Genomic DNA, 26,686 nt, shown 5'->3' on the forward strand with positions numbered 1-26,686 from the left:
CAATCAAATACAACACATCCCGACTCATAGCCATCGCTTAATCAATTCAAACACTTTTATCTGTACTGTTTAATTCAGACTGAAGAAATTCAAGTAATTTAGGATTTTGTACGTGTGCAATATTCATTCGAAGTGCCGAGCAACCTTCAGTATGATTTAATTCAAAAAGATGACTGGGGGCTAAAAATATACCTTGAGCAGATGCTTTTCGCGCCAATACTACACCATCTATACCAGATGGCAGTGGACACCAAATATAATAGCCGCCCGTTGGTGGGTATATGTTATCGAACCCAATACGACGAAGTGCTAAAACAGCTTCAGCCCCGGCTTTCGTCACTCGATCCCGAAGTCTTGTCATATGGCGTCGATATCGCCCTCGAATAATCATGTCGTGAATCATTCGTTCAATAAAACTTGAACCATTCACCACAGTTAACATTTTTATATCGGTCAACGAATGGATAAGCGTTCGACTCGCAGCAATGTAACCACATCGAAAGCTCGCTGATAATGTTTTCGAAAACGAACCTACATAAATCACACGATTGAGAGCATCGAGTGAGGCCAGATGAGGTATCGCTCTTGAAAGGATATCACCAAATGGATCATCCTCAATAATCGTCAAATTATATGTCTCTGCTACACGCAATACTGCATGCATGTTCTGTAATGACATGGATGTCCCAGTCGGATTATGCGCAATCGGTTGAACAAAAAGTAAACGAGGCCTGTGTTCACGGCACGCTTGAGTAAGCGCTTCAATATCCAGACCTTGTTGACTCCGTTGAATACCGATCAACTCAGCACCTTGTAAGCGCAACTTGCCGAACATGGGATAATATCCAGGTGTTTCAACAAGTACAGGCTCTCCTGGCTTGACAAAATGCCTCACAATCAAGTCCAACGCATGATTTGCCCCAAAGGTCATTAACACCTGATCTGGGTGAGCACTAATGGCACGTTCCATTAAAGTCCGTGAAATATCTTCTCTTAATCCAAGCAGCCCTTGTGGATTTCCATATTCAAACTCATCTCCCAACTCATGATCTGGCACAATACGTTTAAAATAACGTCTTATATCTACATTATCCATCCAGCTTGGTGGAAGACGCCCATCTCCCGCGCGAACTTCATAATATTGTTCTAGCTGTTCTCTGAGTAATGAAATTAAATCAACCGCTTCAGTAAAATGTTTTGTTTTTGTATCGAGGTGAGGCCGGTGCGCTGCTTGAACATAAAAACCAGAACCTTTTCTAGGGATCACATAACCACTTGCAACCAATTGATCATAAGCATCAATGATTGTGTTTTTAGAAACCCCGAAACTTTGAGCTGCACGCCGAATAGAAGGTAAGCAAGAACCCGCAGTCCACTGATCTTCTTCAATTTTCTGGCGAAAAATTTCACTTATTTCCTGTGCTCGGGTTGGTTTATATTTCATGAACGCCCCTTGAATTGTACCTTAATTCTTATGGGTACAGTAATAGGTACAATTCTATTGACTGTACCTTGTTTATTTTAACCCACTCCATTAACTTCAAAAAATAATTTGAAAAATATGAATGCTCATTTGCTGTTACTCAGCACTTTTGCCAAATGGCTGCTCCATTGATAACGCAGGAAATCAACATCTACATGTGAACGTAACCCTATACTATAAAATATCTATAAGTTGCTGAAATAGAACCGGTCTCAACCTCAATCACGTTGGAGAACATCATGGAAGTGCAAAAAAATTATATGGATAAAGCAAATAAACGTCGTCATTCCCTTAAATCAATCGCTGCAACTGCGATGATTTCAACGTGCGTATTTTTTTCTTCATCTACCATGGCAGATGAACTGCCTAGTGTGAATTGGCGCATGCAAGCACTTTGGGATGCCGGAACCACACCCTATGAATTTGAAAAGAAATTTGTGGCAAGAGTCGCCCAACTGACTGACAATAAATTTACAATACGATTGTTCGCCGGTGGTCAGCTTGCGCCTTCCTCTCAAGCATTTGAAGCCGTGCGGGCAGGAGCATTCCAGCTTATGAAGACATTTGACGGCTATAAAGCTGGCGCCATTCCTGCCTTGGCATTTACGAGTACCATTCCCTTTGGCTTCCCTGAATCCGATCAATATGAAGCCTGGTTTTATGAGAAAGGTGGAATAAATATTGCTCGTGAAGCCTACGCTAAAGCTGGTCTTTTTTATATTGCTCCAACCGTTTACGGGCAGGAACCCATTCACTCCAAGTTTCCAATCAATTCAATCGATGATTTAAAAAATAAAAAAGGACGCTTTGTAGGACTGGCCAGTACAGTTATGAGTGAACTTGGTGTTGCTACAACAAATTTACCGACAGCCGAAGTCTACCAGGCTTTAGAGAAGGGAATTATTGACTTTGCTGATCGGGGCGACCTTTCCGCTAATTATGAAGCTGGACTAGGTGAAGTGGCAAAATACGTTATTGTGCCTGGATTCCACCAACCCACAACAGCCACCAGCTATGTTGCCAATCAGGCTGCCTATGACAAACTGCCTGAATCTTATCAAAGTGCACTTGAAGTTGCAGCACGTGAGATTTCCGCTTCTTTAAGACAACATATCTTGGCTCAGGATGCAGTAGCATTAGAAAAATTCAAAGCGCAAGGCGTTCACGTGATTCATTTATCCTCCGAGGTTATCAATCAAGGACGACCCGCAGCGATGAAAGCATGGCGTAAAGCAGTTGGAGACGACGAGCTCGCCAACAAAGCCTTAGAGAGTCAAATTCAATTTATGAGAGAACTTGGGCTAATTCAATAACCCATCTTACATTGCCACTCAAGATATAATGAGTGGCAATTTCTCAAGAGGTTTTTCTATGTCTTTTCTTCTAGGCTATTGCCAATTGATTACGACAATCAATCGTTGGGTGGCTGGCGCAGTTTCTGTGCTTGTTTTCATTATGGTTGCCATCATCAGTTTTGAAGTCGTTTCACGATACTTCTTTCATGCTCCTACAACATGGGCGATGGAACTTTCTTCTTTAATTTTTGGCCCCTACTTCATGCTGGCTGGCCCTTATTTTTTACATACGTCGAGCCATATCAATGTCGACATTATTTACAGTAAATTATCCCCTCGATTGGCTGGGATATTTGATTGTCTGATCTATTTTATTATCGCAGTGATTTCAGTCATTTTTATTTACCAAAGTTTTCCTGTTGCACTCAATGCTTTCAGTAGTAACGAAAGTTCCTTCACAACCTGGAATCCAATCATTTGGCCTGTAAAGGCTTTGATCCCTATCTCCTTTCTACTTCTGTTCTTACAAGCACTGGCAGAAAGCATTACCGCAATGCAGCGTTCAAGAAAACAGGAGAACTGTGTATGAGTTCTACTTTAGTTCTATCTTTAATGTTTTTAGGTTTGTTAATCCTACTCTTAAGCGGTATGCCTTTGGCGTTTGTATTATCGGCTTTAGCTGTTTTTTTCACTATCACGCTTTGGGGATCGGATGCATTAGTTCTTACTGTATTACAAACCTATGATGCTATGACTTCCGATGTTTTGCTTGCTATTCCTTTATATGTATTGATGGCTAGCATACTTCAACGCTCAGGAATTATAGAATCATTATATCGGGCGATGGAGTTATGGTTTTGTCGGTTACCCGGGGGATTAGCCATTGGAACCGTTGTCATTTGCACTATCATGGCAGCCATGACAGGTATTGTTGGTGCTGCCGTAGCTGCCATGGGGATACTTGCACTGCCATCAATGCTGCAGAGGGGTTATGAGCCCAAATTAGCTCTTGGGACAATTTGTGCCGGTGGGACGTTGGGCATTTTGATCCCTCCTTCGATTATCACGATTGTCTATGCATCCACAGCACAAATTTCTGTCGGTAAAATGTTTGCTGCCGGTATTATTCCCGGGCTTGTTCTGTCCTTAGGCTATATGGCCTATATCATGATTCAAGCCATTCTAGATCCCAATAAGGCCCCAAGAGAAACTGATGTACATGTATCTTTTCAGCAGATGATTCAATCACTGAGCTCATTAGTACTTCCTGCATTGATTGTTTTTGCGGTTTTAGGAAGTATCTATGCTGGAATTGCCACTCCCACTGAAGCCGCTGCAGTTGGCGTGATTGGTGCTCTAATTTCTTCCGCTTGTCAACGTGAGCTCAATTTAAAAAATCTACGTGGTGCAGCATTTGATACACTTCGAGTGACCACCATGATCATGTGGATCACCATTGGTGCCAAAATATTTGTTTCAATATTCACTGGCACTGGTGGTGCCGATTCTTTACTTCAATTTATTCAAAACCTTGAGTTCAATCGATGGATAATTTTACTTTCAATGATGATCGTTCTAATTTTTCTCGGTTTATTTCTCGATGAAGTTGGGATTATCCTACTCTGCGTACCTGTATTTTTACCCATTATCAAAGCACTTCATTTCGATCCGCTGTGGTTTGGTGTTCTGTTTTTAATTACCGCACAAATGGCATATATAACCCCACCATTTGGTTATACACTTTTTTATATTAAAGGTGTTTTACCTAAAGAAATTCGTATGGAAACTGTTTATCGAGCTATTATCCCTTTCCTTATCATACAAGCTGCAGCATTAGTTTTATTTGTTTTATATCCCGACCTCGTGACATGGCTACCCAATCAAATCGTAGGTGTACCACACCCTTAAACACTGGAGATAATTAGTATGACAACAACATCACGTCTTCCTGGATTACATAAGCTCTCCCCTCTGGAACGCTTACACAAATTATCTGAAGCAACAGCATTAAGTCAGTCAAGCATCGAGCATCTTGCAAATATGGGGAACTTGAACACTGCCACTGCTGACTCGATGGTAGAAAATGTCATTGGCACTATGAATATTCCGCTTGGTATTGCCACCAACATGATCATTGATGGTTTGGATATTTTGATTCCCATGGCAACAGAAGAGTCTTCTGTCATCGCTGCTGTCTGTAATGCTGCCCGACAATGCCGCAATACGGGCGGATTCACAACCGCGTCCTCGGGCTCATTAATGATTGCTCAAATCCAGCTGGTCGATGTGCCAAATCCGGCATTTGCCCGTTTACAGATCCTCGAGCGACTAAACGAGATCAAAATGATCTGTGATGAAACAGACCCGGTTTTATTAAAACATGGCGGCGGCTTTCGCGATATTGAAGTCAGAACTTTAGCGAGTCGTGCATCATCAATGGTCATCACACATTTAATTGTTGATACACGCGATGCTATGGGAGCTAACGCAGTCAATTCCATGGCAGAAGCGGTAGCACCATATATTGCCCAGTGGACAGGAGGACGATGTTATTTACGTATTCTATCCAATTTAGCCGACCGTCGCTTAGCTCGGGCTCGTGCGACCTGGTCGCTTGAAGAGATTGGGGGAGCCGAAGTTCGGGACGGTATTCTGTCTGCCTTTGAGTTTGCTGATATAGATCCATACCGTGCCGCAACACATAACAAAGGAATCATGAATGGCGTGAGCGCAGTCGTGCTAGCAACAGGCAACGATACACGGGCTGTTGAAGCGGGTGCACATGCATACGCAGCTCGAAGTGGCCAATATCGCTCTCTGACTCAATGGGGAATTGATGGGGACGGTAACCTCACGGGATCAATTGAAATCCCTCTTGCCGTTGGATTAATTGGCGGTGCAACACGCTCTCACCCAACCGCTTCAATTGCACTGGAGATCATGAATATCCAAACAGCAGAGCAACTGGCCCGTACCATTGCAGCTGTTGGTCTTGCTCAGAATTTTTCTGCACTCAAAGCATTAGCGACAACAGGCATCCAAAAAGGCCACATGGCATTGCATGCAAAAAACATCGCAGTCATGGCCGGCGCTCTTGGTGATGAAATTGAGACTGTGGCTTCCCAACTCGTGGCTCAAGGTAAAATTCGAGTCGACATTGCGGAAGAAATCTTAACATCATTACGTCAATAGCCATAAAAAAACACTCGTATTGACAGCATATAAAAGGTTGATTATGGCAGTACCTCAGTACGTTAAAATCGTTGAAGTTGGTCCACGTGATGGACTGCAACATGAATCTCAAATCCTTTCGCTTGAGAATAAGTTAGCTTTCATTGAACGCCTAAGCCAAACAGGTTTATCGGTTATTGAAGCTGGGGCTTTCGTTTCTCCTCGATGGGTCCCCCAAATGGCCGATAGCCAAGCAGTTTTCAAAGCTATCGTGAAACACTCTGGCGTTTCATATCCCGTACTTGTTCCTAATATGAAAGGTTTTGAATTAGCCCAAAGTGTCGGCGTTCAAGAGATTGCAGTTTTTACCGCGGCCTCCGAAAGCTTCTCTCAAAAAAATATAAACTGCTCCATCAGCGAGAGTCTTAAACGATTCAAACCCGTAATAAAAGCAGCTCAAAGTTCAGGCATTCGCGTCAGAGGTTACGTCTCTTGTGTTTTAGGATGTCCTTACGAGGGTGATATTCGCCCTGAAGCTGTTGCTGCTGTCGCCGAAAAGCTTTACCAGATGGGGTGCTATGAAATTTCACTTGGAGACACCATAGGTACTGGTACCCCATTGAAAGCACAACAGATGGTCCATGCTGTTGCTGAACGTGTACCTGTTGAACACTTAGCCGCACATTTTCATGACACTTATGGTCAGGCGCTCGCTAATTTATTCGCTGTACTTCAGCTAGGTATTTCTACCATCGATAGTTCAGTTGCTGGACTTGGTGGCTGCCCATACGCAAAAGGTGCTTCAGGGAATGTTGCAACAGAAGATGTCATCTATATGTTGAATGGTATGGGGATAGAAACTGGCGTTGACTTAAATCAGCTTATCTATGTAACACACTGGCTGGCCCAAACATTAGAAAAAGATATAACCTCAAAGACGAGTTCCGCAGTGCTCATCAATTAATGACAACCATCTACCACACTACTTCTACATGAAATTTTAATGAAAAGTATTCAATGCGGCTTGAGCATATGCATTTATGCTCAAGCCTAATGTTGCTTAGTTTAAATTCGGCCCCAGCCATTTCTCGGCTTCTACCTCATCCCAGCCTTTGCGTGCCGCATAACTCAGCATCTGATCGCGCTGAATCTGCGCCACGGCAAAATAGCGGGATTCCGGATGAGAGAAATACCAGCCTGAAACAGCCGCCCCGGGCCACATCGCAAAGCTTTCAGTCAGCTTCATTCCCGTATTGGTTTCTGCATCCAGCAGTTTCCAGATCTCGCCCTTCTCCGTATGCTCAGGACAAGCCGGATACCCCGGTGCCGGGCGAATCCCCTGATACTTTTCACGGATCAGATCGTCATTGGCCAGGTTTTCATCCGGTGCATAGCCCCAAATTTCCTTACGAACCTGCTCGTGCATGCATTCCGCAAAGGCTTCAGCCAGACGATCAGCCACCGCCTGAATCATGATGGCATTATAATCATCGCCCTTTGCCTTGAACTGCTCGGCAATCTCATACTCACCAATTCCGCCGGTTACGGCAAAGGCACCAATCCAGTCGGCTTTACCGCTGTCCTTCGGCGCAATGTAATCGGACAGACAGTAATTCGGCCCTTTGGGTTTTTCGGTTTGCTGACGCAGACCGCGCAGTGTCGTGAACACTTCTGTCCGGGTTTCATCGGTATACACTTCAACGTCATCGCCAATGTTGTTGGCAGGAAACAGACCGCATACTCCATTCGCCTTAATGCTGCCAGTTGCCTCAATCTCGTCCAGAAGCTGATTGGCATCATCAAATAACCGCTGTGCTTCCTGACCCACCACCTCATGGCGCAGAATCGTCGGATACTTGCCACTCAGCGACCAGGTCATGAAGAATGGCGTCCAATCGATATAACGGCGCAGGGTTGCGATATCAAAATCTTTGAAAACATGGATGCCCGGTTGCTTTGGCACTGGGGGCGTATACGCCTGCCAGTCGATGGCCACCTTGTTTTCACGGGCAACTTCCAGACTCACGGGCGCGCTGCGCGGACGCTTACGGGCATGCTGCTCACGGACCACCTCGTATTCCTGATCCAGACGCTCAACGAAGGCCGGCCGTTGCGTCTCGGACAGAAGCGCCGAACAGACGCCAACGGCGCGGGATGCATTGGAAACATACACCACAGGCGCATGATAATTCTGCTCAATCTTCACCGCAGTGTGCGCTTTTGAGGTCGTCGCACCACCAATCAGGAGCGGGAGTTCAAAGCCCTGACGCTCCATTTCTTTGGCCACATGAACCATCTCATCCAGAGAAGGCGTGATCAGGCCAGACAGACCAATAATGTCGACATTCTCTTCACGGGCAACTTTCAGGATTTTGTCGCACGGAACCATGACGCCGAGATCAATGATTTCGAAGTTATTACATTGCAGAACGACACCGACAATATTCTTTCCGATATCATGAACATCCCCTTTCACCGTCGCGAGCAGGATCTTTCCGTTACTGCTGCCGGATTGCTTCTCGGCATTGATATAAGGTTCCAGATAAGCCACTGCCTGCTTCATCACGCGGGCGGATTTCACCACCTGTGGCAGGAACATTTTCCCTTCACCGAAGAGATCACCCACCACATTCATCCCCGCCATCAGCGGACCTTCAATCACTTCCAGCGGTTTGCTGGCGTTCTGGCGGGCTTCTTCCGTATCTTCGACAATGAACTCAGTGATCCCTTTCACCAATGCATGTGCCAGACGCTTCTCGACGGGCCAGCTTCGCCATTCTGCGGCAGTTTTATCTTCAACGGCTTCGCCGGTGCCCCGGTATTTTTCAGCCAGATCCAGCAGGCGCTCGGTCGAATCATCTCGTCGATTGAGCACCACATCTTCCACAGCCACCCGGAGCTCTTCCGGCAAATCATCGTAAATCGCCAGCTGACCGGCGTTCACGATGCCCATATCCATTCCATTCTTAAAGCAGTGATACAGGAACACAGCATGGATGGCTTCACGAACCGGCTCGTTTCCACGGAATGAGAACGACACGTTCGACACGCCCCCGGAGACCATGGCATGCGGCAACGTCCGCTTGATGTCGCCGACCGCTTCAATGAAGTCCACCGCGTAGTTGTTGTGCTCCTCAATTCCGGTCGCGACTGCAAAGATATTTGGGTCGAAGATAATATCTTCCGGCGGGAAGCCAACCTCATCAACCAGGACGCGATACGCATTGGTACAGATCTCTATCTTCCGCTCCCGGGTATCCGCCTGACCCACTTCATCGAAAGCCATCACAATCACCGCCGCTCCATAACGACGGATCAGTTTGGCCTGCTCAACAAACTTCTCTTTGCCTTCTTTGAGTGAGATTGAGTTGACGATCGGTTTGCCCTGCACGCATTTCAGGCCGGCTTCCAGAATTTCCCACTTCGAGGAGTCGATCATGATCGGAACACGGGAAATCTCTGGCTCAGAGGCGCACAAATTCAGAAAGCGCACCATGGCTGCTTCCGCATCCAGCATGCCCTCATCCATATTGATGTCGATGATCTGCGCGCCGGCTTCAACCTGCTGACGGGCAACTTCCAGTGCTTCGTCGTACAATTCCTCTTTAATCAGACGACGAAAACGAGCCGAACCTGTCACATTGGTCCGCTCACCCACGTTCACAAACAAGGTCTCTTTTTCTATCGTCAGTGGCTCCAGCCCTGATAAGCGGCAAGCCACAGACAGTTCAGGAAGTTGCCGGGGTTTGACGTTTGCAGTCACCCGCGCCATTTCACGGATATGTTCCGGCGTTGTGCCACAGCAGCCACCAACCAGATTGAGAAAGCCCGATTCAGCCCACTCCCGGATATGCTCAGCCATCTCAGCGGCTTCAAGATCGTATTCACCAAATGCATTCGGCAGGCCAGCGTTGGGGTGTGCTGAAACGGCACACTCAGAGATCCGGGACAACTCCTCCACATACTGTCGCAATTCATCCGGCCCCAGTGCACAGTTCAGACCAAAGGAGATCGGCTTCACGTGCCGCAGGGAGTTATAAAAGGCTTCCGTTGTCTGGCCAGACAGTGTCCGGCCAGATGCATCGGTGATCGTACCGGAAATCATCACTGGCAAGGTTTGCCCAAGCTCTTCGAAGACACTATCTACGGCAAATGCGCAGGCTTTGGCATTCAGCGTGTCGAATATCGTCTCGATCAGGATGAGGTCCGAACCACCCCGGATTAGGGCTCGGGTAGATTCGGCGTAAGCAGTCACTAACTGATCAAAGGTGACATTGCGGAAGCTAGGGTCATTGACGTCTGGCGAAATTGAGCAGGTCCGGTTGGTCGGACCGAGCACACCCGCCACAAAACGAGGTTTATCCGGTGTTTTTGCCGTCCACTCATCCGCAACCTGACGCGCCAGTCTGGCCGCTTCGAAATTAATCTCGGCACTCAGACTTTCCATGTCATAGTCGGCCATCGCAATGGTGGTGGCATTAAAAGTATTGGTCTCCAGGATATCGGCACCGGCTTCCAGATAGGCCGCATGAATGTCCCGAATCAGTTGCGGTTGCGTCAGCACCAGCAGGTCATTATTGCCTTTCAGATCGGAGTGCCAATCTGAAAAACGTTCCCCGCGATAATCCTCTTCTTCCAGCTTATAGCTTTGGATCATGGTGCCCATGCCACCATCGATGATCAGGATCTGTTCTTTCAACCGCTGTTGTATTCTATCCGTTCCCTTCGACACTGCTTACTTCCTTACACTTAAACTTATCAGCTGTTGACATCCTATCACAGCCTGATTGGAAATCTAGACGTCTATACATCGTTTGCGAAAACTAATTCTTCAAGGATAAGCTCAAAGTTTTTATGGCTATCACGAGCTTGAGCATTTATATTTTGTCACAATTTTTGCGTTACACTTTTTCAACAGATGAGGACCAAGGATGTCGGTATACAGTACCCTCTGTTTTCTCGCCGCTGCTGCGATGGCTATTGCCTTTATTAACCACAAAATAGGCAAGATGCAAACCACAATTGCTATCACAGCAGGTGCCATTGTTTTATCACTCGGGATTGTGATCGCAGGCCACAATGGCTGGTTTCATCTGGAAGAAATTGCTGCTGAGCAACTGGGGCAAATCGATTTCGAGAGCTTCCTGCTCAAAGGGATCCTTGGCTTTCTGCTGTTTGCCGGGGGATTGGGGATCAAACTGCCGCATCTTGAAGATCAGAAATGGGAGATTGCCATTCTGGCCTTGGGAGCCACCCTCTTTTCGACATTCTTTATCGGGGGCGCACTGTGGTGGATTTGTCAGACACTGGGCATCCAGTTTGACCTGATCTACTGCCTGCTGTTTGGGGCACTGATTTCACCAACAGACCCGATCGCCGTCCTGGCGATTGTGAAAAAGTTACACGCCCCCCGCCGTATTTCAACCCAGATTGAGGGCGAGTCACTGTTCAATGATGGCTTCGGTCTGGTCATTTTTGTCACACTCTTCACCATTGCGTTTGGTGATGAAGCGCCAACCATTCTGGGCGTCGGTCATCTGTTCCTGCAGGAAGCCATCGGTGGCATCACTTACGGTTTCGTGCTGGGTCTGCTGTTCCACTATTTGATTAGTTCCACCGATGATCACTCCATGGAACTACTGTTAACGCTGGGCATCCCAACGGCAGGATATGCGTTTGCAGATATCATTCATGTTTCTGGGCCACTTGCGATGGTGGTGTCTGGCATTATGATCGGGAACTGGACCCGCTATATTGGTTTTTCCAAAGAAAGTGAGGACCACCTGGATCACTTCTGGGAACTTGTTGACGAATTCCTCAATGGTGTCCTATTCCTGCTGATCGGGATGAGTATGCTGTCGTTCAGTTTTCACGAAGAGGACTGGACGCTGATGGTCATCGCTGTGCCACTGGTGCTGCTGGCGCGTTTTCTGAGCGTCAAACTGTCTTACATCGGCTTTAAACGGTTCCGGAAATACAACCCGGAATCGGTGAAGATCCTCACCTGGGGTGGCCTGCGTGGCGGTCTGGCTCTCGCGATGGCCATGGCGATTCCCGCGGGCGTCATTGTGATCCCGGAGAAAAACATCGACGTAAAGGAGCTGATTCTGGTCATGACATACTCCGTGGTGGTGTTCTCTATCCTGATCCAGGGTTCGACAATTACGCCAATGATTGAGAAAGCCAAAGCCTGGGAAGCCAAACACAATCAAAAAGAAGCTGGCAGTAAACAAGCCAGCACTCAGACCGAGACAGACCCGAGGTCCTGAAATCCCCCAAATAAAAAAAGACCTGCAATGTGCAGGTCTTTTTTTATTTCTCGCGAATATCAATCGTCATCTTTGGTAAATTTGTCTTCCGAGAAGTGGTCTAAATCGTAAGGTGTCTGCTGATAAACACAGTAGTTCAACCAATTTGAAAATAACAGATGACCATGACTGCGCCAGCTTGCTGAAGGTTCATGATCCGGATTGTCATCACGGTAGTAATTCACCGGAATGTTCGGCTCCATCCCTTCCCCTAAGTCACGCATGTATTCATGATGCAGTGTCTTGGCATCATATTCAGGATGACCCGTCACGAAGACACTTCGCTTATCTTTGGTTGTCGCCAGATAAACCCCGGCTTGCTCAGATGTTGCCAGAATATCCAAATCGGTATGCTGAGTCAGAAAGTCTGCAGAGAAATCCGCATATCTTGAATGCGGCGCTAGGAAGGTATCATCAAATCCACGCAGCAGCGGATGATGCGGGTGATGTGTGGTATGTGTATAGATACCCGATAGTTTTTCTTTCCGGGTCCGCTTTGGCAGGTCATACATTAACTTCAACCCTGCCTGCGCCGCCCAGCAAACATACATGGTCGACGTGACATGCCCTTTGGCCCAATTCAAAATGGCCTGAATTTCCTCCCAGTAAAGCACATCCTCAAACTGAACCAGACCAAGTGGCGCTCCCGTGACAATCAGTCCGTCGAAATTACGGTTCTTCACCATCTCAAACTGGCGATAAAAGGTATCTAAGTGCTCAGTCGGTGTATTCTTGGTTGGGCGATTATCAATACGAAGCAACTCGACATCAACCTGAAGGGGGCTATTTGATAACAAACGAAGAAACTGAGTTTCAGTTTCAATTTTCTTCGGCATCAGATTCAGCAGCAACACCTTCAGCGGACGAATTTCCTGACTGGCAGCCCGTTTTTCGGACATCACAAAGATATTTTCACCACGTAAAATATCAGTTGCCGGTAATTGATCAGGAATTTTGATGGGCATATTCTCACTCCGCTAAGATGTTTAGACGTCCAGATACCCAAAAGTTATAGAAAATCACGCATGACTGCAAGCAATACCGCATTAAAAGAATTATAGATAAGCGCACTGATATTGAAAAAATCTAATAGAAAGAGAAAGTACAATTGAAGTCGTGAGGGATTAAAGAATCGCAGATATGAAAAAACCCAGCCGAAGGCTGGGTTTAAAAGAGGGTGTTTAGCGATGTCCTACTCTCACATGGGGAGACCCCACACTACCATCGGCGCTGCTGCGTTTCACGTCTGAGTTCGGCATGGGATCAGGTGGGTCCACAGCGCTATGGTCGCTAAACAAATTGTGGTGCTAGTACCCAGATTTGAACTGGGGGCCTCACCCTTACCAAGGGTGCGCTCTACCAACTGAGCTATACCAGCAAAATCTATCGAAACAAAGTCTTACGCTTCACTGCTTTGCTTGAGTCATTTGTCGCTGTGCGATGACGATTTTGATGCGAGAAGCGCAGTGTACATTCAGTACATGAGCATCGCAGCACTCAAAAGCGGCAAGCTACAGTAGACAAATTGGAAATAAAAACCTGGCGATGTCCTACTCTCACATGGGGAGACCCCACACTACCATCGGCGCTGCTGCGTTTCACGTCTGAGTTCGGCATGGGATCAGGTGGGTCCACAGCGCTATGGTCGCCAGGCAAAATCGGTGTGATCATCCCGCTGGTGAGAATCAATCCTGACGGCATTGCCTGCCTCCTTCACTCAGTTATGTACTCATGTACACGCCTTCGTTCAGTGCGTGGGCGGCTTTGTCAGCCTTGATTCTTCCTGCGCTACCCTGGGCACGCAGTTCGGGACAATCTCTGGAAAACTGTCTAGTGTTCTCAGCACATCATTCAAGTGCTTATGGAGTCCGTACTTCAAACCCTTTGGGTGTTGTATGGTTAAGCCTCACGGGCAATTAGTACAGGTTAGCTGAGCGCCTCACAACGCTTACACACCCTGCCTATCAACGTTCTAGTCTCGAACAGCCCTTCAGGAGACTTAAAGTCTCAGGGATGACTCATCTCAGGGCCAGCTTCCCGCTTAGATGCTTTCAGCGGTTATCTGTTCCGAACTTAGCTACCGGGCAATGCGTCTGGCGACACAACCCGAACACCAGCGGTTCGTTCACTCCGGTCCTCTCGTACTAGGAGCAACTCCCTTCAATCATCCAGCGCCCACGGCAGATAGGGACCGAACTGTCTCACGACGTTCTAAACCCAGCTCGCGTACCACTTTAAATGGCGAACAGCCATACCCTTGGGACCGACTTCAGCCCCAGGATGTGATGAGCCGACATCGAGGTGCCAAACACCGCCGTCGATATGAACTCTTGGGCGGTATCAGCCTGTTATCCCCGGAGTACCTTTTATCCGTTGAGCGATGGCCCTTCCATTCAGAACCACCGGATCACTATGACCTGCTTTCGCACCTGCTCGAACCGTCATTCTCGCAGTTAAGCGGGCTTATGCCATTGCACTAACCTCACGATGTCCGACCGTGATTAGCCCACCTTCGTGCTCCTCCGTTACGCTTTGGGAGGAGACCGCCCCAGTCAAACTACCCACCAGGCACTGTCCGCACCCCGGATAACGGGGCGACGTTAGAACATCAACACGACAAGGGTGGTATTTCAAGGACGGCTCCACAGATACTGGCGTACCTGCTTCGAAGCCTCCCACCTATCCTACACATGTAGGGTCAATGTTCAGTGCCAAGCTGTAGTAAAGGTTCACGGGGTCTTTCCGTCTAGCCGCGGGGACGCAGCATCTTCACTGCGATTTCAATTTCACTGAGTCTCGGGTGGAGACAGCGTGGCCATCATTACGCCATTCGTGCAGGTCGGAACTTACCCGACAAGGAATTTCGCTACCTTAGGACCGTTATAGTTACGGCCGCCGTTTACCGGGGCTTCGATCAAGAGCTTCTCCGAAGATAACCCCATCAATTAACCTTCCGGCACCGGGCAGGCGTCACACCGTATACGTCATCTTTCGATTTTGCACAGTGCTGTGTTTTTAATAAACAGTTGCAGCCACCTGGTATCTGCGACTGCCAGCAGCTCCAAGAGCAAGTCTCTTCACCGCCGGCAGCGTACCTTCTCCCGAAGTTACGGTACCATTTTGCCTAGTTCCTTCACCCGAGTTCTCTCAAGCGCCTTGGTATTCTCTACCCGACCACCTGTGTCGGTTTGGGGTACGATTCCTTACTATCTGAAGCTTAGAGGCTTTTCCCGGAAGCATGGCATCAATGACTTCACCACCGTAGTGGCTCGACATCGGGTCTCAGCCTTAAAGATGGTCCGGATTTGCCTAAACCATCAGCCTACACCCTTGAACCGGGACAACCGTCGCCCGGCCCACCTAGCCTTCTCCGTCCCCCCATCGCAATAGTAAGCAGTACGGGAATATTAACCCGTTTCCCATCGACTACGCCTTTCGGCCTCGCCTTAGGGGTCGACTCACCCTGCCCCGATTAACGTTGGACAGGAACCCTTGGTCTTCCGGCGTGGAGGTTTTTCACCCCCATTGTCGTTACTCATGTCAGCATTCGCACTTCTGATACGTCCAGCATGCCTTACAGCACACCTTCAGCCGCTTACAGAACGCTCCCCTACCCAATACGATAAATCGCATTGCCGCAGCTTCGGTGTATCACTTAGCCCCGTTAAATCTTCCGCGCAGGCCGACTCGACCAGTGAGCTATTACGCTTTCTTTAAATGATGGCTGCTTCTAAGCCAACATCCTGGCTGTCTGAGCCTTCCCACATCGTTTCCCACTTAGTGATACTTTGGGACCTTAGCTGGCGGTCTGGGTTGTTTCCCTCTCCACGACGGACGTTAGCACCCGCCGTGTGTCTCCCGGATAGTACTTACTGGTATTCGGAGTTTGCAAAGGGTTGGTAAGTCGGGATGACCCCCTAGCCTTAACAGTGCTCTACCCCCAGTAGTATTCGTCCGAGGCGCTACCTAAATAGCTTTCGGGGAGAACCAGCTATCTCCAGGTTTGATTGGCCTTTCACCCCTAGCCACAAGTCATCCGCTAATTTTTCAACATTAGTCGGTTCGGTCCTCCAGTAAGTGTTACCTCACCTTCAACCTGCCCATGGCTAGATCACCTGGTTTCGGGTCTAATCCCAGCAACTGTACGCCCAGTTAAGACTCGGTTTCCCTACGGCTCCCCTAGATGGTTAACCTTGCTACTGAAATTAAGTCGCTGACCCATTATACAAAAGGTACGCAGTCACCCCGAAGGGCTCCTACTGCTTGTACGTACACGGTTTCAGGTTCTATTTCACTCCCCTCACAGGGGTTCTTTTCGCCTTTCCCTCACGGTACTGGTTCACTATCGGTCAGTCAGGAGTATTTAGCCTTGGAGGATGGTCCCCCCATCTTCAGACAAGATAACACGTGTCCCGTCCTACTCGTTTTCACGTTTAAGGTATCGTCGGTTACGGGGCTGTCACCCTGTATCGCGGCACTTTCCAGAGCCTTCACCTGACACAAAAAACGCTTAAGGGCTAATCCGGTTTCGCTCGCCGCTACTGCCGGAATCTCGGTTGATTTCTCTTCCTCGGGGTACTTAGATGTTTCAGTTCCCCCGGTTCGCCTCACCAGGCTATGTATTTACCTGATGATAACTGCTTATGCAGCTGGGTTTCCCCATTCGGAAATCGGTGACTCAAGTGGCTCTTACTGCCTCATCACCGCTTATCGCAAGTTAGTACGTCCTTCATCGCCTCTGACTGCCCAGGCATCCACCGTGTACGCTTAGTCACTTAACCATACAACCCCAAAGGGTCTGTATCGCAAACAACCAAGGTTTGATTTGTTTCGCCGGACTCACTTTGTGTTCACTTTTGAAAGTGAAGACAAAAAATACAAGACACTTGAATGTGTATTGCTTGAGAACTCTGTTTCTTTCGAAACAGTTTGATTCAATCGTCATATCGATTGAATTACTAGTCAGCTTTCCAGATTGTTAAAGAGCATTGTGAATTATCAACGATAACCACTTTTTAAAGATTCTTAAGGAAAAACCTTGAAAGAGTGGACCCAATGATTCTGAGACAAGGCGTGAGGTTCCGACGTTTAGGTTGCTAAACGAGGAATCGCACAACGCGGTATCAGAGAAATTGGTGGAGCTAAGCAGGATCGAACTGCTGACCTCCTGCGTGCAAGGCAGGCGCTCTCCCAGCTGAGCTATAGCCCCATTGTTCTGGGTGTCTTTCCAAAGGAAAGAATGGTGGGCGATACCGGGCTCGAACCAGTGACCCCCTCCTTGTAAGGGAGGTGCTCTCCCAACTGAGCTAATCGCCCACTGTGTTTTACATTCCGTGGCTGGAATGGTGGGTCGTGCAGGATTCGAACCTGCGACCAATTGATTAAAAGTCAACTGCTCTACCAACTGAGCTAACGACCCGTGGCGTCCCGTAGGGGAGTCGAACCCCTGTTACCGCCGTGAAAGGGCGGTGTCCTAGGCCTCTAGACGAACGGGACTAAAATTTTTGTCAGCGAAACATATTTCGCTCACTCATACTGATGCTGTTGGGCAGCACCAGTGGCTCTTTACATTTCGACCAGGCAATCTGTGTGGACACTGCGTCAACAACGCAGTCTTTAGGTAAGGAGGTGATCCAGCCCCAGGTTCCCCTAGGGCTACCTTGTTACGACTTCACCCCAGTCATGAACCACACCGTGGTAAACGCCCTCCCGAAGGTTAAGCTATCTACTTCTGGTGCAGCCCACTCCCATGGTGTGACGGGCGGTGTGTACAAGGCCCGGGAACGTATTCACCGTGGCATTCTGATCCACGATTACTAGCGATTCCGACTTCATGGAGTCGAGTTGCAGACTCCAATCCGGACTACGACGTACTTTGTGGGATTCGCTCACTATCGCTAGTTGGCCGCCCTCTGTATACGCCATTGTAGCACGTGTGTAGCCCTACTCGTAAGGGCCATGATGACTTGACGTCGTCCCCACCTTCCTCCGGTTTATCACCGGCAGTCTCCCTGGAGTTCCCACCCGAAGTGCTGGCAAACAAGGATAAGGGTTGCGCTCGTTGCGGGACTTAACCCAACATTTCACAACACGAGCTGACGACAGCCATGCAGCACCTGTCTCAGAGTTCCCGAAGGCACCAATCCATCTCTGGAAAGTTCTCTGGATGTCAAGAGTAGGTAAGGTTCTTCGCGTTGCATCGAATTAAACCACATGCTCCACCGCTTGTGCGGGCCCCCGTCAATTCATTTGAGTTTTAATCTTGCGACCGTACTCCCCAGGCGGTCTACTTAACGCGTTAGCTCCGAAAGCCAGTGTTCAAGACACCAACCTCCAAGTAGACATCGTTTACGGCGTGGACTACCAGGGTATCTAATCCTGTTTGCTCCCCACGCTTTCGCATCTGAGCGTCAGTCTTTGTCCAGGGGGCCGCCTTCGCCACCGGTATTCCTTCAGATCTCTACGCATTTCACCGCTACACCTGAAATTCTACCCCCCTCTACAAGACTCTAGCATGCCAGTTCCAAATGCGATTCCGAGGTTGAGCCCCGGGCTTTCACATCTGGCTTAACACGCCGCCTGCATGCGCTTTACGCCCAGTAATTCCGATTAACGCTCGCACCCTCCGTATTACCGCGGCTGCTGGCACGGAGTTAGCCGGTGCTTCTTCTGCAGCTAACGTCAAAGATGGTATCTATTAAACACCACCTCTTCCTCACTGCTGAAAGTGCTTTACAACCCGAAGGCCTTCTTCACACACGCGGCATGGCTGCATCAGGGTTTCCCCCATTGTGCAATATTCCCCACTGCTGCCTCCCGTAGGAGTCTGGACCGTGTCTCAGTTCCAGTGTGGCTGATCATCCTCTCAGACCAGCTAGGGATCGTCGCCTAGGTGAGCCGTTACCCCACCTACTAGCTAATCCCACCTGGGCCAATCCTGACGCGCGAGGCCCGAAGGTCCCCCGCTTTGCTCCCATCTCGTAAAAGAAAGGAGATTATGCGGTATTAGCCATCGTTTCCAATGGTTATCCCCCACATCAGGGCATGTTCCCAGGCATTACTCACCCGTCCGCCGCTCGCCGCCCATCAACGCACCCGAAAGATTGTTGATGTCGCTGCCGCTCGACTTGCATGTGTTAGGCCTGCCGCCAGCGTTCAATCTGAGCCATGATCAAACTCTTCAATTAGAATTTTGTTGCCTCTCCGAAGAGAAGCGGCTCAGTGATTACTGATGTTTCAACCGAAGTTGAAACGAATTGACTGTGCCGGTAACTCTTTCAAGAAAGTGCTACCAATTGGTCACTCAGCTCACTGATAAAATCTTTTGACTGTATCATTGTCGAGTGCCCACACAGATTGCATGGTCAAATTGTTAAAGAACTTTGCCAGACTCGCGACTTGCTCATCGTGGACAGGGCGGCCATTCTAACTAATCGAAACTTAGTGTCAAACACTTTTTATCAATTTGTTTTACCGCCTTCTGACTCAGATTTCACCGCTTTTTTGCTGTGTCTCCGTGTCAGTGAGGCGGCATTATAGAGACTTCCAAGATAGTGGCAAGCATAAAAAACAAAAAAAAACGCAAGAGAGCAAAAAACAGCCGCAACCCATTTAATACGAACAACGAATCAGCGTTATCAGCATATATTCATGAAGAAAAGACTGGCTTAATCATCGTGTCATACGAAAGATCACTTCAACTAGCCTCACAGCACGCTCCCCAGATGAAATTACGAAATGAAAAGACTCATCGCTAGGATGCGCTGGATATAAAAATGTGGACCAGAATATAAAGGATATAGAGGATATAGAGGATCATGGCACAGAATATGGTCTGCTCAACCCCTTAGAAATAAAAAAGCCGGGTACAAAGACCCGGCATTTTCAATCGTACGCTATTGCTTATTCAGCAGCAGCTTCTTCCTGAACTTCAGGACGGTCTACCAGCTCAATGTAAGCCATTGGGGCTTTATCACCAGCACGGAAACCGCATTTCATGATGCGAGTGTAACCGCCTGGGCGTTGAGCAAAACGTGGACCTAGTTCGTTAAACAGTTTCGCTACAACTTCGTTATCACGAGTGCGAGCGAATGCCAGACGACGGTTAGCTACACTGTCAGTCTTAGCTAGGGTAATCAAAGGCTCAATTACGCGACGCAGCTCTTTTGCCTTAGGCAGGGTAGTCTTGATAAGCTCGTGACGTACCAGAGAGCTAGCCATGTTGCTGAACATCGCTTTGCGATGACTGCTGTTGCGGTTGAGTTGACGACCACTCTTACGATGGCGCATGACCTAATCCTTCTAACTAGATATCAGTAACTATTAATCTTCAGCGATAGAAGCTGGCGGCCAGTTTTCCAGGCGCATACCCAGAGACAGACCACGTGAAGCCAGCACGTCTTTGATTTCTGTCAAAGACTTCTTACCAAGGTTTGGCGTTTTCAGAAGCTCAACCTCAGTGCGCTGAACAAGATCACCGATGTAGTGGATCGCTTCTGCTTTCAAACAGTTAGCAGAGCGAACAGTTAGTTCAAGATCGTCTACAGGACGCAGTAGGATCGGATCGAACTCCGGCTTCTCTTCTTTCTCTTCAGGAACACGTACATCACGCAGATCTACGAATGCATCCAGCTGTTCAGCCAGAATCGTAGCGGCACGACGAATCGCTTCTTCAGGATCAAGAGTACCATTGGTTTCCATATCGATAACCAGTTTATCAAGGTCAGTGCGCTGTTCAACACGCGCAGCCTCGACTGAGTATGCGATACGATCAACTGGGCTGAAAGTTGCATCAACTAACAGACGACCAATTGGACGCTCATCTTCATCATTATGAATACGAGCAGATGCTGGTACATAGCCGCGACCACGCTCTACCTTGATGCGCATGCTGATGTCAGCATTGTCATCAGTTAAATGGCAGATCACGTGCTCTGGGTTCGCAATCTCAACATCACCATCATGGGTGATGTCACCTGCAACAACAGGGCCTGCACCAGATTTGCTGAGAGTCAGGGTGACTTCGTCTTTTCCTTCAACCTTAACGGCCAGGCCTTTCAGGTTCAGTAGGATTTCAAGAACGTCCTCCTGGACTCCCTCTTTGGTGCTGTACTCGTGTAACACACCGTCGATCTCGACTTCAGTCACTGCGCAACCTGGCATAGATGACAGAAGAATACGACGTAGAGCATTACCCAGAGTGTGGCCAAAACCACGCTCCAGTGGCTCAAGAGTTACTTTTGCATGCGTCGTGTTAACTTGTTCAATATCAACAAGACGCGGCTTAAGAAATTCTGTTACAGAACCCTGCATTGTGTCCTCTCTTAACTATAGCCTTACTTAGAGTAAAGCTCGACGATCAGGTGTTCGTTGATGTCGGCAGACAAATCAGAACGTTCTGGAAGACGCTTGAACGTACCTTCCATCTTGTTGCTGTCTACTTCGACCCAAGTCGGCAGTTCACGCTGAGTAGCAACTTCAAGAGCTGCTTTGATGCGTGCTTGGTTCTTAGCTTTCTCACGAATGCTAACAACGTCGTTCGCAGCCACCTGGAAAGATGGGATGTTTACGACTTTGCCGTTAACCAGGATCGCTTTGTGGCTTACCAGCTGACGTGCTTCAGCGCGAGTTGCACCGAAACCCATGCGGTAAACTACGTTGTCCAGACGACCTTCCAGAAGTTGCAGCAGGTTTTCACCTGTATTGCCTTTCAGGCGAGCAGCTTCTTTGTAGTAGTTACGGAATTGCTTTTCCAGTACGCCATAAGTACGGCGAACTTTCTGCTTCTCACGAAGCTGAACGCCATAGTCAGACAGGCGGCCACGACGAGCACCATGCTGGCCCGGCGCGTTATCAATTTTACACTTGGTATCAATCGCGCGAACACCAGACTTGAGGAACAAGTCAGTGCCTTCACGACGGCTAAGCTTCAGCTTAGGACCCAAATATCTTGCCATGTTCTTTCTCCAATATTCCTAGAAACGAAACGTTATACGCGACGTTTCTTAGGTGGACGACAACCGTTATGAGGGATCGGAGTCGCATCAACAATGTTAGTGATACGGAAACCCGCTGCGTTCAGAGCACGGATTGTAGACTCACGACCAGGACCAGGGCCCTTCACCATAACTTCCAGGTTCTTAACGCCATATTCTTTGGCCATTTCACCACAACGTTCTGCAGCAACCTGTGCAGCAAACGGAGTAGATTTACGAGAACCACGGAAACCAGAACCACCGGCAGTTGCCCAAGCCAGAGCATTACCTTGACGGTCAGTAATGGTAACGATTGTGTTGTTGAAAGAAGCGTGGATGTGCGCTACGCCATCAGCAACTTGCTTGCGTACGCGCTTACGAGCGCGTGTTGGTTGTTTTGCCATTGTACTCTACCTTATCCGATTATTTTTTGATCGGCTTGCGCGGACCCTTACGGGTACGAGCGTTGGTTTTAGTACGCTGTCCACGTAGAGGTAGACTGCGACGATGACGAAGACCACGGAAACAACCAAGGTCCATCAGACGCTTGATGTTCATGGAAACTTCACGACGTAGATCACCTTCTACAGTGTACTTAGCTACACCATCACGCAGTTGATCGATCTGCTCTTCAGTCAGTTCACTGATCTTAACACTTTCAGCAATACCCACTTCAGCTAGAATAGCTTTAGAACGAGTTTTACCGATGCCGTAAATCGCAGTCAGTGCGATTACAGCATGTTTCTGATCAGGAATGTTAATGCCTGCAATACGGGCCACTATTCACTCCTAGTACTTATCAAGAATAACCGCTGCAAAGCCCGTTTAGGATACGCAGCGGTGTCACAATTCTTTTGCACACACAAAAGATGGTTGGCTAATGTAGCCAACCTACCTTCAATTTGCAAGAAATATTTCTGCTGATTAGCCTTGGCGCTGCTTGTGCTTTGGCTCACTGCAAATTACACGCACAACACCGTTGCGCTTGATAACTTTACAGTTACGGCAGATTTTCTTAACGGAAGCACGAACTTTCATTGCTAAACTCCGTAAATGGATAACCAAACTTAACGGCCGGGGCCTTTAAGATTAGCCTTTTTCAAAACCGACTCATACTGTTGAGACATTAGGTGCGTCTGAACTTGAGCCATGAAGTCCATAATAACCACAACTACAATCAGTAGTGACGTACCGCCAAAGTATAAGCGAACGTTCCAAGCAATCATCATGAACTCGGGGATCAGACAGATAAAAGTAATATACAGTGCACCTGCCAATGTCAGGCGTGTCATTACTTTATCGATGTACTTTGCAGTCTGCTCGCCCGGACGAATACCAGGTATGAACGCACCGGATTTCTTCAGATTATCTGCTGTTTCACGCGGGTTGAACACCAACGCGGTATAGAAGAAACAGAAGAAGATAATCGCAGCCGCATAGAGCATAACGTACAGTGGTTGACCTGGGCTGAGTGCGATAGACACATCAGTCAGGAAGCCAAATGTACCCTCATTATTTCTGCCGAACCACTGAGCCAGTGTCCCCGGAAAAAGAATGATGCTTGATGCAAAAATTGCTGGAATCACGCCTGCCATGTTGATTTTCAACGGCAGATGAGTGCTCTGGCCGGCATAGACACGACGTCCTTGCTGGCGTTTGGCATAGTTCACGACGATACGACGCTGACCACGCTCCATAAACACTACAAAATAGATTACAGCAAAAGAAATCACTGCAATTAACAGTAGAAGAAGTACGTGCAATTCACCTTGACGCGCTTGCTCTACGGTCTGTCCAATAGCAGGTGGCAATCCCGCAACGATACCCGTGAAGATAATCAGAGATATACCGTTACCAATGCCACGCTCTGTAATTTGCTCACCTAACCACATCAAGAACATGGTACCGGTGACCAAACTTACGACCGCAACAAAGTAGAAACCAAGACCTGGGTTATGAACCAGACCAGGAATCATACTCGGTAACCCCGTTGCAATACCAATTGCTTGGAAGGTTGCCAACACAAGCGTGCCATAGCGAGTATACTGACTGATCTTACGGCGACCAGACTCACCTTCTTTCTTCAACTCGGCTAAAGCCGGATGAACAACCGTTAGCAGCTGAACAATAATCGAGGCCGAGATATACGGCATAATGCCCAGCGCCAATATGGAAGCACGCTCAAGTGCACCACCAGAGAACATGTTAAACAGTTCAATGATGGTGCCCTTTTGCTGTTCGAACAGATCGGCTAGTACAGCAGCGTCAATACCAGGAATTGGCACAAAAGAGCCCGCTCGGAAAATTAAGATAGCTCCTATTACAAATAATAGGCGAGTCTTAAGCTCTGCTAGGCCACCTTTTGCGCTGTTAAAATCTTGTCCTGGTTGTTTAGCCATCTGTACCTCATCCTCGAGTTAATTATTCCTCGATTTTACCGCCTGCAGCTTCGATTGCAGCTTTAGCGCCTTTAGTCACGCGTACGCCTTTCACTGTAACAGCGCGGTTGATCTCACCAGACAGGACAACTTTAACAGTTTCCATGTTTTTGGTGATCACGTTAGCAGCTTTCAGTGTTTCCAGACTTACTACGTCACCTTCAACTTTCGCCAGTTCTGACAGGCGAACTTCAGCTGTTACCAGGCTCTTGCGAGAAGTAAAACCGAATTTTGGTAGACGCTGTTTCAAAGGCATTTGACCGCCTTCAAAACCTGGGCGAACAGAACCACCTGAACGTGATTTCTGACCTTTGTGACCACGGCCACAAGTTTTGCCCAGACCTGAACCGATACCACGGCCTACGCGCTTCGCAGAAGGCTTAGAACCCGCAGCCGGAGATAGAGTATTCAAACGCATTCTGATTACTCCTCTACTTTAACCATGTAATGAACTTTGTTGATCATGCCGCGTACGCAAGCAGTATCTTCCAGTTCAACAGTGTGGTTGATGCGACGAAGGCCCAAGCCACGCAGGGTAGCTTTATGCTTCGGCAAACGGCCGATAGAGCTACGAGTCTGAGTTACTTTGATAGTTTTAGCCATGTCGATTACTCCAGAATTTCTTTAACAGAAAGACCACGCTTCGCAGCGATCATTTCTGGAGAGTTCATACCACTCAAACCGTCAATAGTCGCGCGAACGATATTGATTGGGTTTGTAGAACCATATGCTTTTGCCAGAACGTTGTGAACGCCAGCAACTTCCAGCACTGCACGCATTGCACCACCGGCGATGATACCCGTACCTTCTGATGCAGGCTGCATGTACACTTTAGAACCAGTGTGGCGACCTTTAACAGCGTGGTGCAGAGTACCCTCGTTCAGGGCAACAGTAACCATGTTACGACGTGCTTTTTCCATTGCTTTCTGAATTGCAGCAGGCACTTCACGTGCTTTGCCGTAACCGAAACCAACGCGACCATTACCGTCGCCAACAACAGTCAGGGCAGTAAAGCTGAAAATACGACCACCTTTAACCGTCTTAGATACACGGTTAACAGCGATCAGCTTTTCTTGCAGATCTGATTGGGTTTTTTCGTTAGCCATCTTCCGCCTACCTTAGAATTTCAGACCAGCTTCACGGGCAGCTTCTGCCAGTGCAGCCACTCGGCCGTGGTATTGGAAACCGGAACGATCGAAAGCAACGTTAGAGATGCCTTTTTCAATCGCGCGCTCAGCGATGATTTTACCCACAGCTGCAGCAGCGTCTTTGTTACCGGTGCTCTTCACTTGCTCACGGATCGCTTTTTCTACGGTAGAAGCGGCAGCGATAACCTCGGAGCCATTTGGTGCGATTACCTGAGCGTATACATGGCGAGGAGTACGATGTACTACCAGGCGAGTTGCACCCAATTCAGCAATCTTACGACGTGCTTTGGTCGCACGACGGATACGAGATGCTTTCTTATCCATAGTGTTACCTTACTTCTTCTTAGCTTCTTTAATACGCACGACTTCGTCGGCGTAACGAACACCTTTACCTTTGTAAGGCTCAGGGCTACGGTAAGCGCGAATGTCTGCAGCTACTTGGCCAACCAACTGCTTATCAGTACCAGTCAGTACGATTTCAGTTTGAGTAGGACACTCAGCTTTAACGCCTGCAGGCAGTTCATGCTCAACTGGGTGTGAGAAGCCCAGAGTTAGGCCAACTGCGTTGCCTTTGATAGCAGCACGGTAACCTACACCCTTCAGGGTCAGCTTCTTAGTGAAGCCTTCAGTAACACCAACAACCATGTTGTTTACCAGTGCACGAGCTGTACCAGCCTGTGCCCAAGCATCGTTGAAGCCGTCGCGAGGACCGAACTTAATGGTGTTCTCTTCCTGGGTTAGTACAACTGCTTCGTTGATTACACGAACCAGTTCACCCTTACCACCTTTTACAGTGATTTCCTGACCGTTGAGTTTAACTTCTACGCCGGCAGGAACAACTACAGGTGCTTTTGCAACACGTGACATTT

21 protein-coding genes, 5 tRNA genes and 4 rRNA genes are annotated in these 26,686 nt (G+C 48.2%); 6 read left to right on the forward strand and 24 right to left on the reverse strand.

Annotation, left to right across the window (positions count from 1 at the left end; all coding sequences use genetic code 11):
- Nucleotides 1–46: 46 nt before the first annotated feature.
- On the reverse strand, nucleotides 47–1,444 hold the full coding sequence (locus tag KDD30_RS14005) for a PLP-dependent aminotransferase family protein (RefSeq protein ID WP_211646391.1): 1,398 nt from the start codon (nucleotides 1,442–1,444) through the stop codon (nucleotides 47–49).
- Nucleotides 1,445–1,722: 278 nt separating this feature from the next.
- On the opposite strand from KDD30_RS14005, the gene dctP reads away from it, so the two are divergent.
- The 5 genes from dctP to KDD30_RS14030 are packed head-to-tail and all read left to right on the forward strand — an operon-like array spanning nucleotide 1,723 to nucleotide 6,913.
- Nucleotides 1,723–2,796: a TRAP transporter substrate-binding protein DctP gene (gene dctP, locus KDD30_RS14010; protein WP_211646392.1), complete on the forward strand. Its 1,074-nt coding sequence runs from the start codon at nucleotides 1,723–1,725 to the stop codon at nucleotides 2,794–2,796.
- Nucleotides 2,797–2,854: 58 nt separating this feature from the next.
- Nucleotides 2,855–3,367 carry a TRAP transporter small permease subunit gene (locus KDD30_RS14015; RefSeq protein WP_211646393.1) on the forward strand — a complete coding sequence of 171 codons (513 nt, stop codon included), beginning with the start codon at nucleotides 2,855–2,857 and terminating at the stop codon, nucleotides 3,365–3,367.
- Complete coding sequence (locus KDD30_RS14020; RefSeq protein ID WP_211646394.1) at nucleotides 3,364–4,686, forward strand: TRAP transporter large permease subunit; 1,323 nt, start codon at nucleotides 3,364–3,366, stop codon at nucleotides 4,684–4,686. Before KDD30_RS14015 ends, KDD30_RS14020 begins: the two co-directional genes overlap by 4 nt.
- Before the next feature lie 18 nt (nucleotides 4,687–4,704).
- A complete protein-coding gene (locus tag KDD30_RS14025; RefSeq protein WP_211646395.1) occupies nucleotides 4,705–5,970 on the forward strand; it encodes a hydroxymethylglutaryl-CoA reductase, degradative in 1,266 nt (421 codons plus the stop codon).
- A 43-nt stretch (nucleotides 5,971–6,013) separates the two neighbouring features.
- Nucleotides 6,014–6,913, forward strand: coding sequence for a hydroxymethylglutaryl-CoA lyase (locus tag KDD30_RS14030; RefSeq protein ID WP_211646396.1), 900 nt, complete (start codon nucleotides 6,014–6,016; stop codon nucleotides 6,911–6,913).
- Between the two features lie 96 nt (nucleotides 6,914–7,009).
- Here the strand turns inward: KDD30_RS14030 and metH are convergent, their stop codons facing one another.
- On the reverse strand, nucleotides 7,010–10,681 hold the full coding sequence (metH, locus tag KDD30_RS14035) for a methionine synthase (protein WP_211646397.1): 3,672 nt from the start codon (nucleotides 10,679–10,681) through the stop codon (nucleotides 7,010–7,012).
- Between the two features lie 199 nt (nucleotides 10,682–10,880).
- Between metH and KDD30_RS14040 the strand changes: the two genes are divergently transcribed.
- Nucleotides 10,881–12,218 carry a sodium:proton antiporter gene (locus KDD30_RS14040; RefSeq protein WP_211646398.1) on the forward strand — a complete coding sequence of 446 codons (1,338 nt, stop codon included), beginning with the start codon at nucleotides 10,881–10,883 and terminating at the stop codon, nucleotides 12,216–12,218.
- Nucleotides 12,219–12,277: 59 nt separating this feature from the next.
- Here the strand turns inward: KDD30_RS14040 and metA are convergent, their stop codons facing one another.
- From metA to rplF, 22 genes are all read right to left on the reverse strand, one after another.
- Complete coding sequence (metA, locus tag KDD30_RS14045) at nucleotides 12,278–13,222, reverse strand: homoserine O-succinyltransferase (protein WP_211646399.1); 945 nt, start codon at nucleotides 13,220–13,222, stop codon at nucleotides 12,278–12,280.
- 214 nt (nucleotides 13,223–13,436) lie between these two features.
- A 5S ribosomal RNA gene (gene rrf, locus KDD30_RS14050) occupies nucleotides 13,437–13,552 on the reverse strand.
- 7 nt (nucleotides 13,553–13,559) lie between these two features.
- Nucleotides 13,560–13,635: transfer RNA gene (locus KDD30_RS14055), tRNA-Thr, on the reverse strand.
- Between the two features lie 159 nt (nucleotides 13,636–13,794).
- Nucleotides 13,795–13,910: ribosomal RNA gene (gene rrf / locus KDD30_RS14060) — 5S ribosomal RNA — on the reverse strand.
- 242 nt (nucleotides 13,911–14,152) lie between these two features.
- Nucleotides 14,153–17,038, reverse strand: a 23S ribosomal RNA gene (locus KDD30_RS14065).
- A 352-nt stretch (nucleotides 17,039–17,390) separates the two neighbouring features.
- Nucleotides 17,391–17,466, reverse strand: a tRNA-Ala gene (locus KDD30_RS14070).
- Nucleotides 17,467–17,497: 31 nt separating this feature from the next.
- A tRNA-Val gene (locus KDD30_RS14075) sits at nucleotides 17,498–17,573 on the reverse strand.
- 27 nt (nucleotides 17,574–17,600) lie between these two features.
- Nucleotides 17,601–17,676 (reverse strand) — tRNA-Lys (locus KDD30_RS14080).
- Nucleotide 17,677: 1 nt separating this feature from the next.
- Nucleotides 17,678–17,753: transfer RNA gene (locus KDD30_RS14085), tRNA-Glu, on the reverse strand.
- Between the two features lie 125 nt (nucleotides 17,754–17,878).
- Nucleotides 17,879–19,444 (reverse strand): 16S ribosomal RNA (locus tag KDD30_RS14090).
- Together the 16S, 23S and 5S rRNA genes with 5 tRNA genes alongside form the textbook arrangement of a ribosomal RNA operon.
- Before the next feature lie 715 nt (nucleotides 19,445–20,159).
- Nucleotides 20,160–20,546 carry a 50S ribosomal protein L17 gene (gene rplQ, locus KDD30_RS14095; protein WP_211646400.1) on the reverse strand — a complete coding sequence of 129 codons (387 nt, stop codon included), beginning with the start codon at nucleotides 20,544–20,546 and terminating at the stop codon, nucleotides 20,160–20,162.
- Nucleotides 20,547–20,579: 33 nt separating this feature from the next.
- Nucleotides 20,580–21,569: a DNA-directed RNA polymerase subunit alpha gene (gene rpoA, locus KDD30_RS14100; protein WP_211646401.1), complete on the reverse strand. Its 990-nt coding sequence runs from the start codon at nucleotides 21,567–21,569 to the stop codon at nucleotides 20,580–20,582.
- Nucleotides 21,570–21,592: 23 nt separating this feature from the next.
- Nucleotides 21,593–22,213, reverse strand: a complete 621-nt coding sequence (gene rpsD, locus KDD30_RS14105) for a 30S ribosomal protein S4 (protein ID WP_036751101.1) — start codon at nucleotides 22,211–22,213, stop codon at nucleotides 21,593–21,595.
- Between the two features lie 32 nt (nucleotides 22,214–22,245).
- A complete protein-coding gene (gene rpsK, locus KDD30_RS14110; protein ID WP_027251961.1) occupies nucleotides 22,246–22,635 on the reverse strand; it encodes a 30S ribosomal protein S11 in 390 nt (129 codons plus the stop codon).
- Between the two features lie 19 nt (nucleotides 22,636–22,654).
- Nucleotides 22,655–23,011: a 30S ribosomal protein S13 gene (gene rpsM, locus KDD30_RS14115; RefSeq protein ID WP_211646402.1), complete on the reverse strand. Its 357-nt coding sequence runs from the start codon at nucleotides 23,009–23,011 to the stop codon at nucleotides 22,655–22,657.
- 144 nt (nucleotides 23,012–23,155) lie between these two features.
- On the reverse strand, nucleotides 23,156–23,269 hold the full coding sequence (gene rpmJ / locus KDD30_RS14120; protein ID WP_000868186.1) for a 50S ribosomal protein L36: 114 nt from the start codon (nucleotides 23,267–23,269) through the stop codon (nucleotides 23,156–23,158).
- 29 nt (nucleotides 23,270–23,298) lie between these two features.
- Entirely contained in the window at nucleotides 23,299–24,630 is a 1,332-nt protein-coding gene (secY, locus tag KDD30_RS14125; protein WP_211646403.1) for a preprotein translocase subunit SecY, read from the reverse strand.
- A 22-nt stretch (nucleotides 24,631–24,652) separates the two neighbouring features.
- On the reverse strand, nucleotides 24,653–25,087 hold the full coding sequence (gene rplO, locus KDD30_RS14130) for a 50S ribosomal protein L15 (protein ID WP_211646404.1): 435 nt from the start codon (nucleotides 25,085–25,087) through the stop codon (nucleotides 24,653–24,655).
- Between the two features lie 5 nt (nucleotides 25,088–25,092).
- Entirely contained in the window at nucleotides 25,093–25,272 is a 180-nt protein-coding gene (gene rpmD, locus KDD30_RS14135; RefSeq protein WP_211646405.1) for a 50S ribosomal protein L30, read from the reverse strand.
- 5 nt (nucleotides 25,273–25,277) lie between these two features.
- Nucleotides 25,278–25,775 carry a 30S ribosomal protein S5 gene (gene rpsE / locus KDD30_RS14140; protein ID WP_036751114.1) on the reverse strand — a complete coding sequence of 166 codons (498 nt, stop codon included), beginning with the start codon at nucleotides 25,773–25,775 and terminating at the stop codon, nucleotides 25,278–25,280.
- 12 nt (nucleotides 25,776–25,787) lie between these two features.
- Nucleotides 25,788–26,141 (reverse strand): 50S ribosomal protein L18, encoded by a 354-nt coding sequence (gene rplR, locus KDD30_RS14145; protein ID WP_211646406.1) that lies wholly within the window; start codon nucleotides 26,139–26,141, stop codon nucleotides 25,788–25,790.
- Nucleotides 26,142–26,150: 9 nt separating this feature from the next.
- Nucleotides 26,151–26,684 (reverse strand): 50S ribosomal protein L6, encoded by a 534-nt coding sequence (gene rplF / locus KDD30_RS14150; protein WP_211646407.1) that lies wholly within the window; start codon nucleotides 26,682–26,684, stop codon nucleotides 26,151–26,153.
- Nucleotides 26,685–26,686 lie beyond the last annotated feature (2 nt).

The sequence above is a fragment of the Photobacterium sp. GJ3 genome, from assembly GCF_018199995.1.
Taxonomy (GTDB): Bacteria; Pseudomonadota; Gammaproteobacteria; order Enterobacterales; family Vibrionaceae; genus Photobacterium.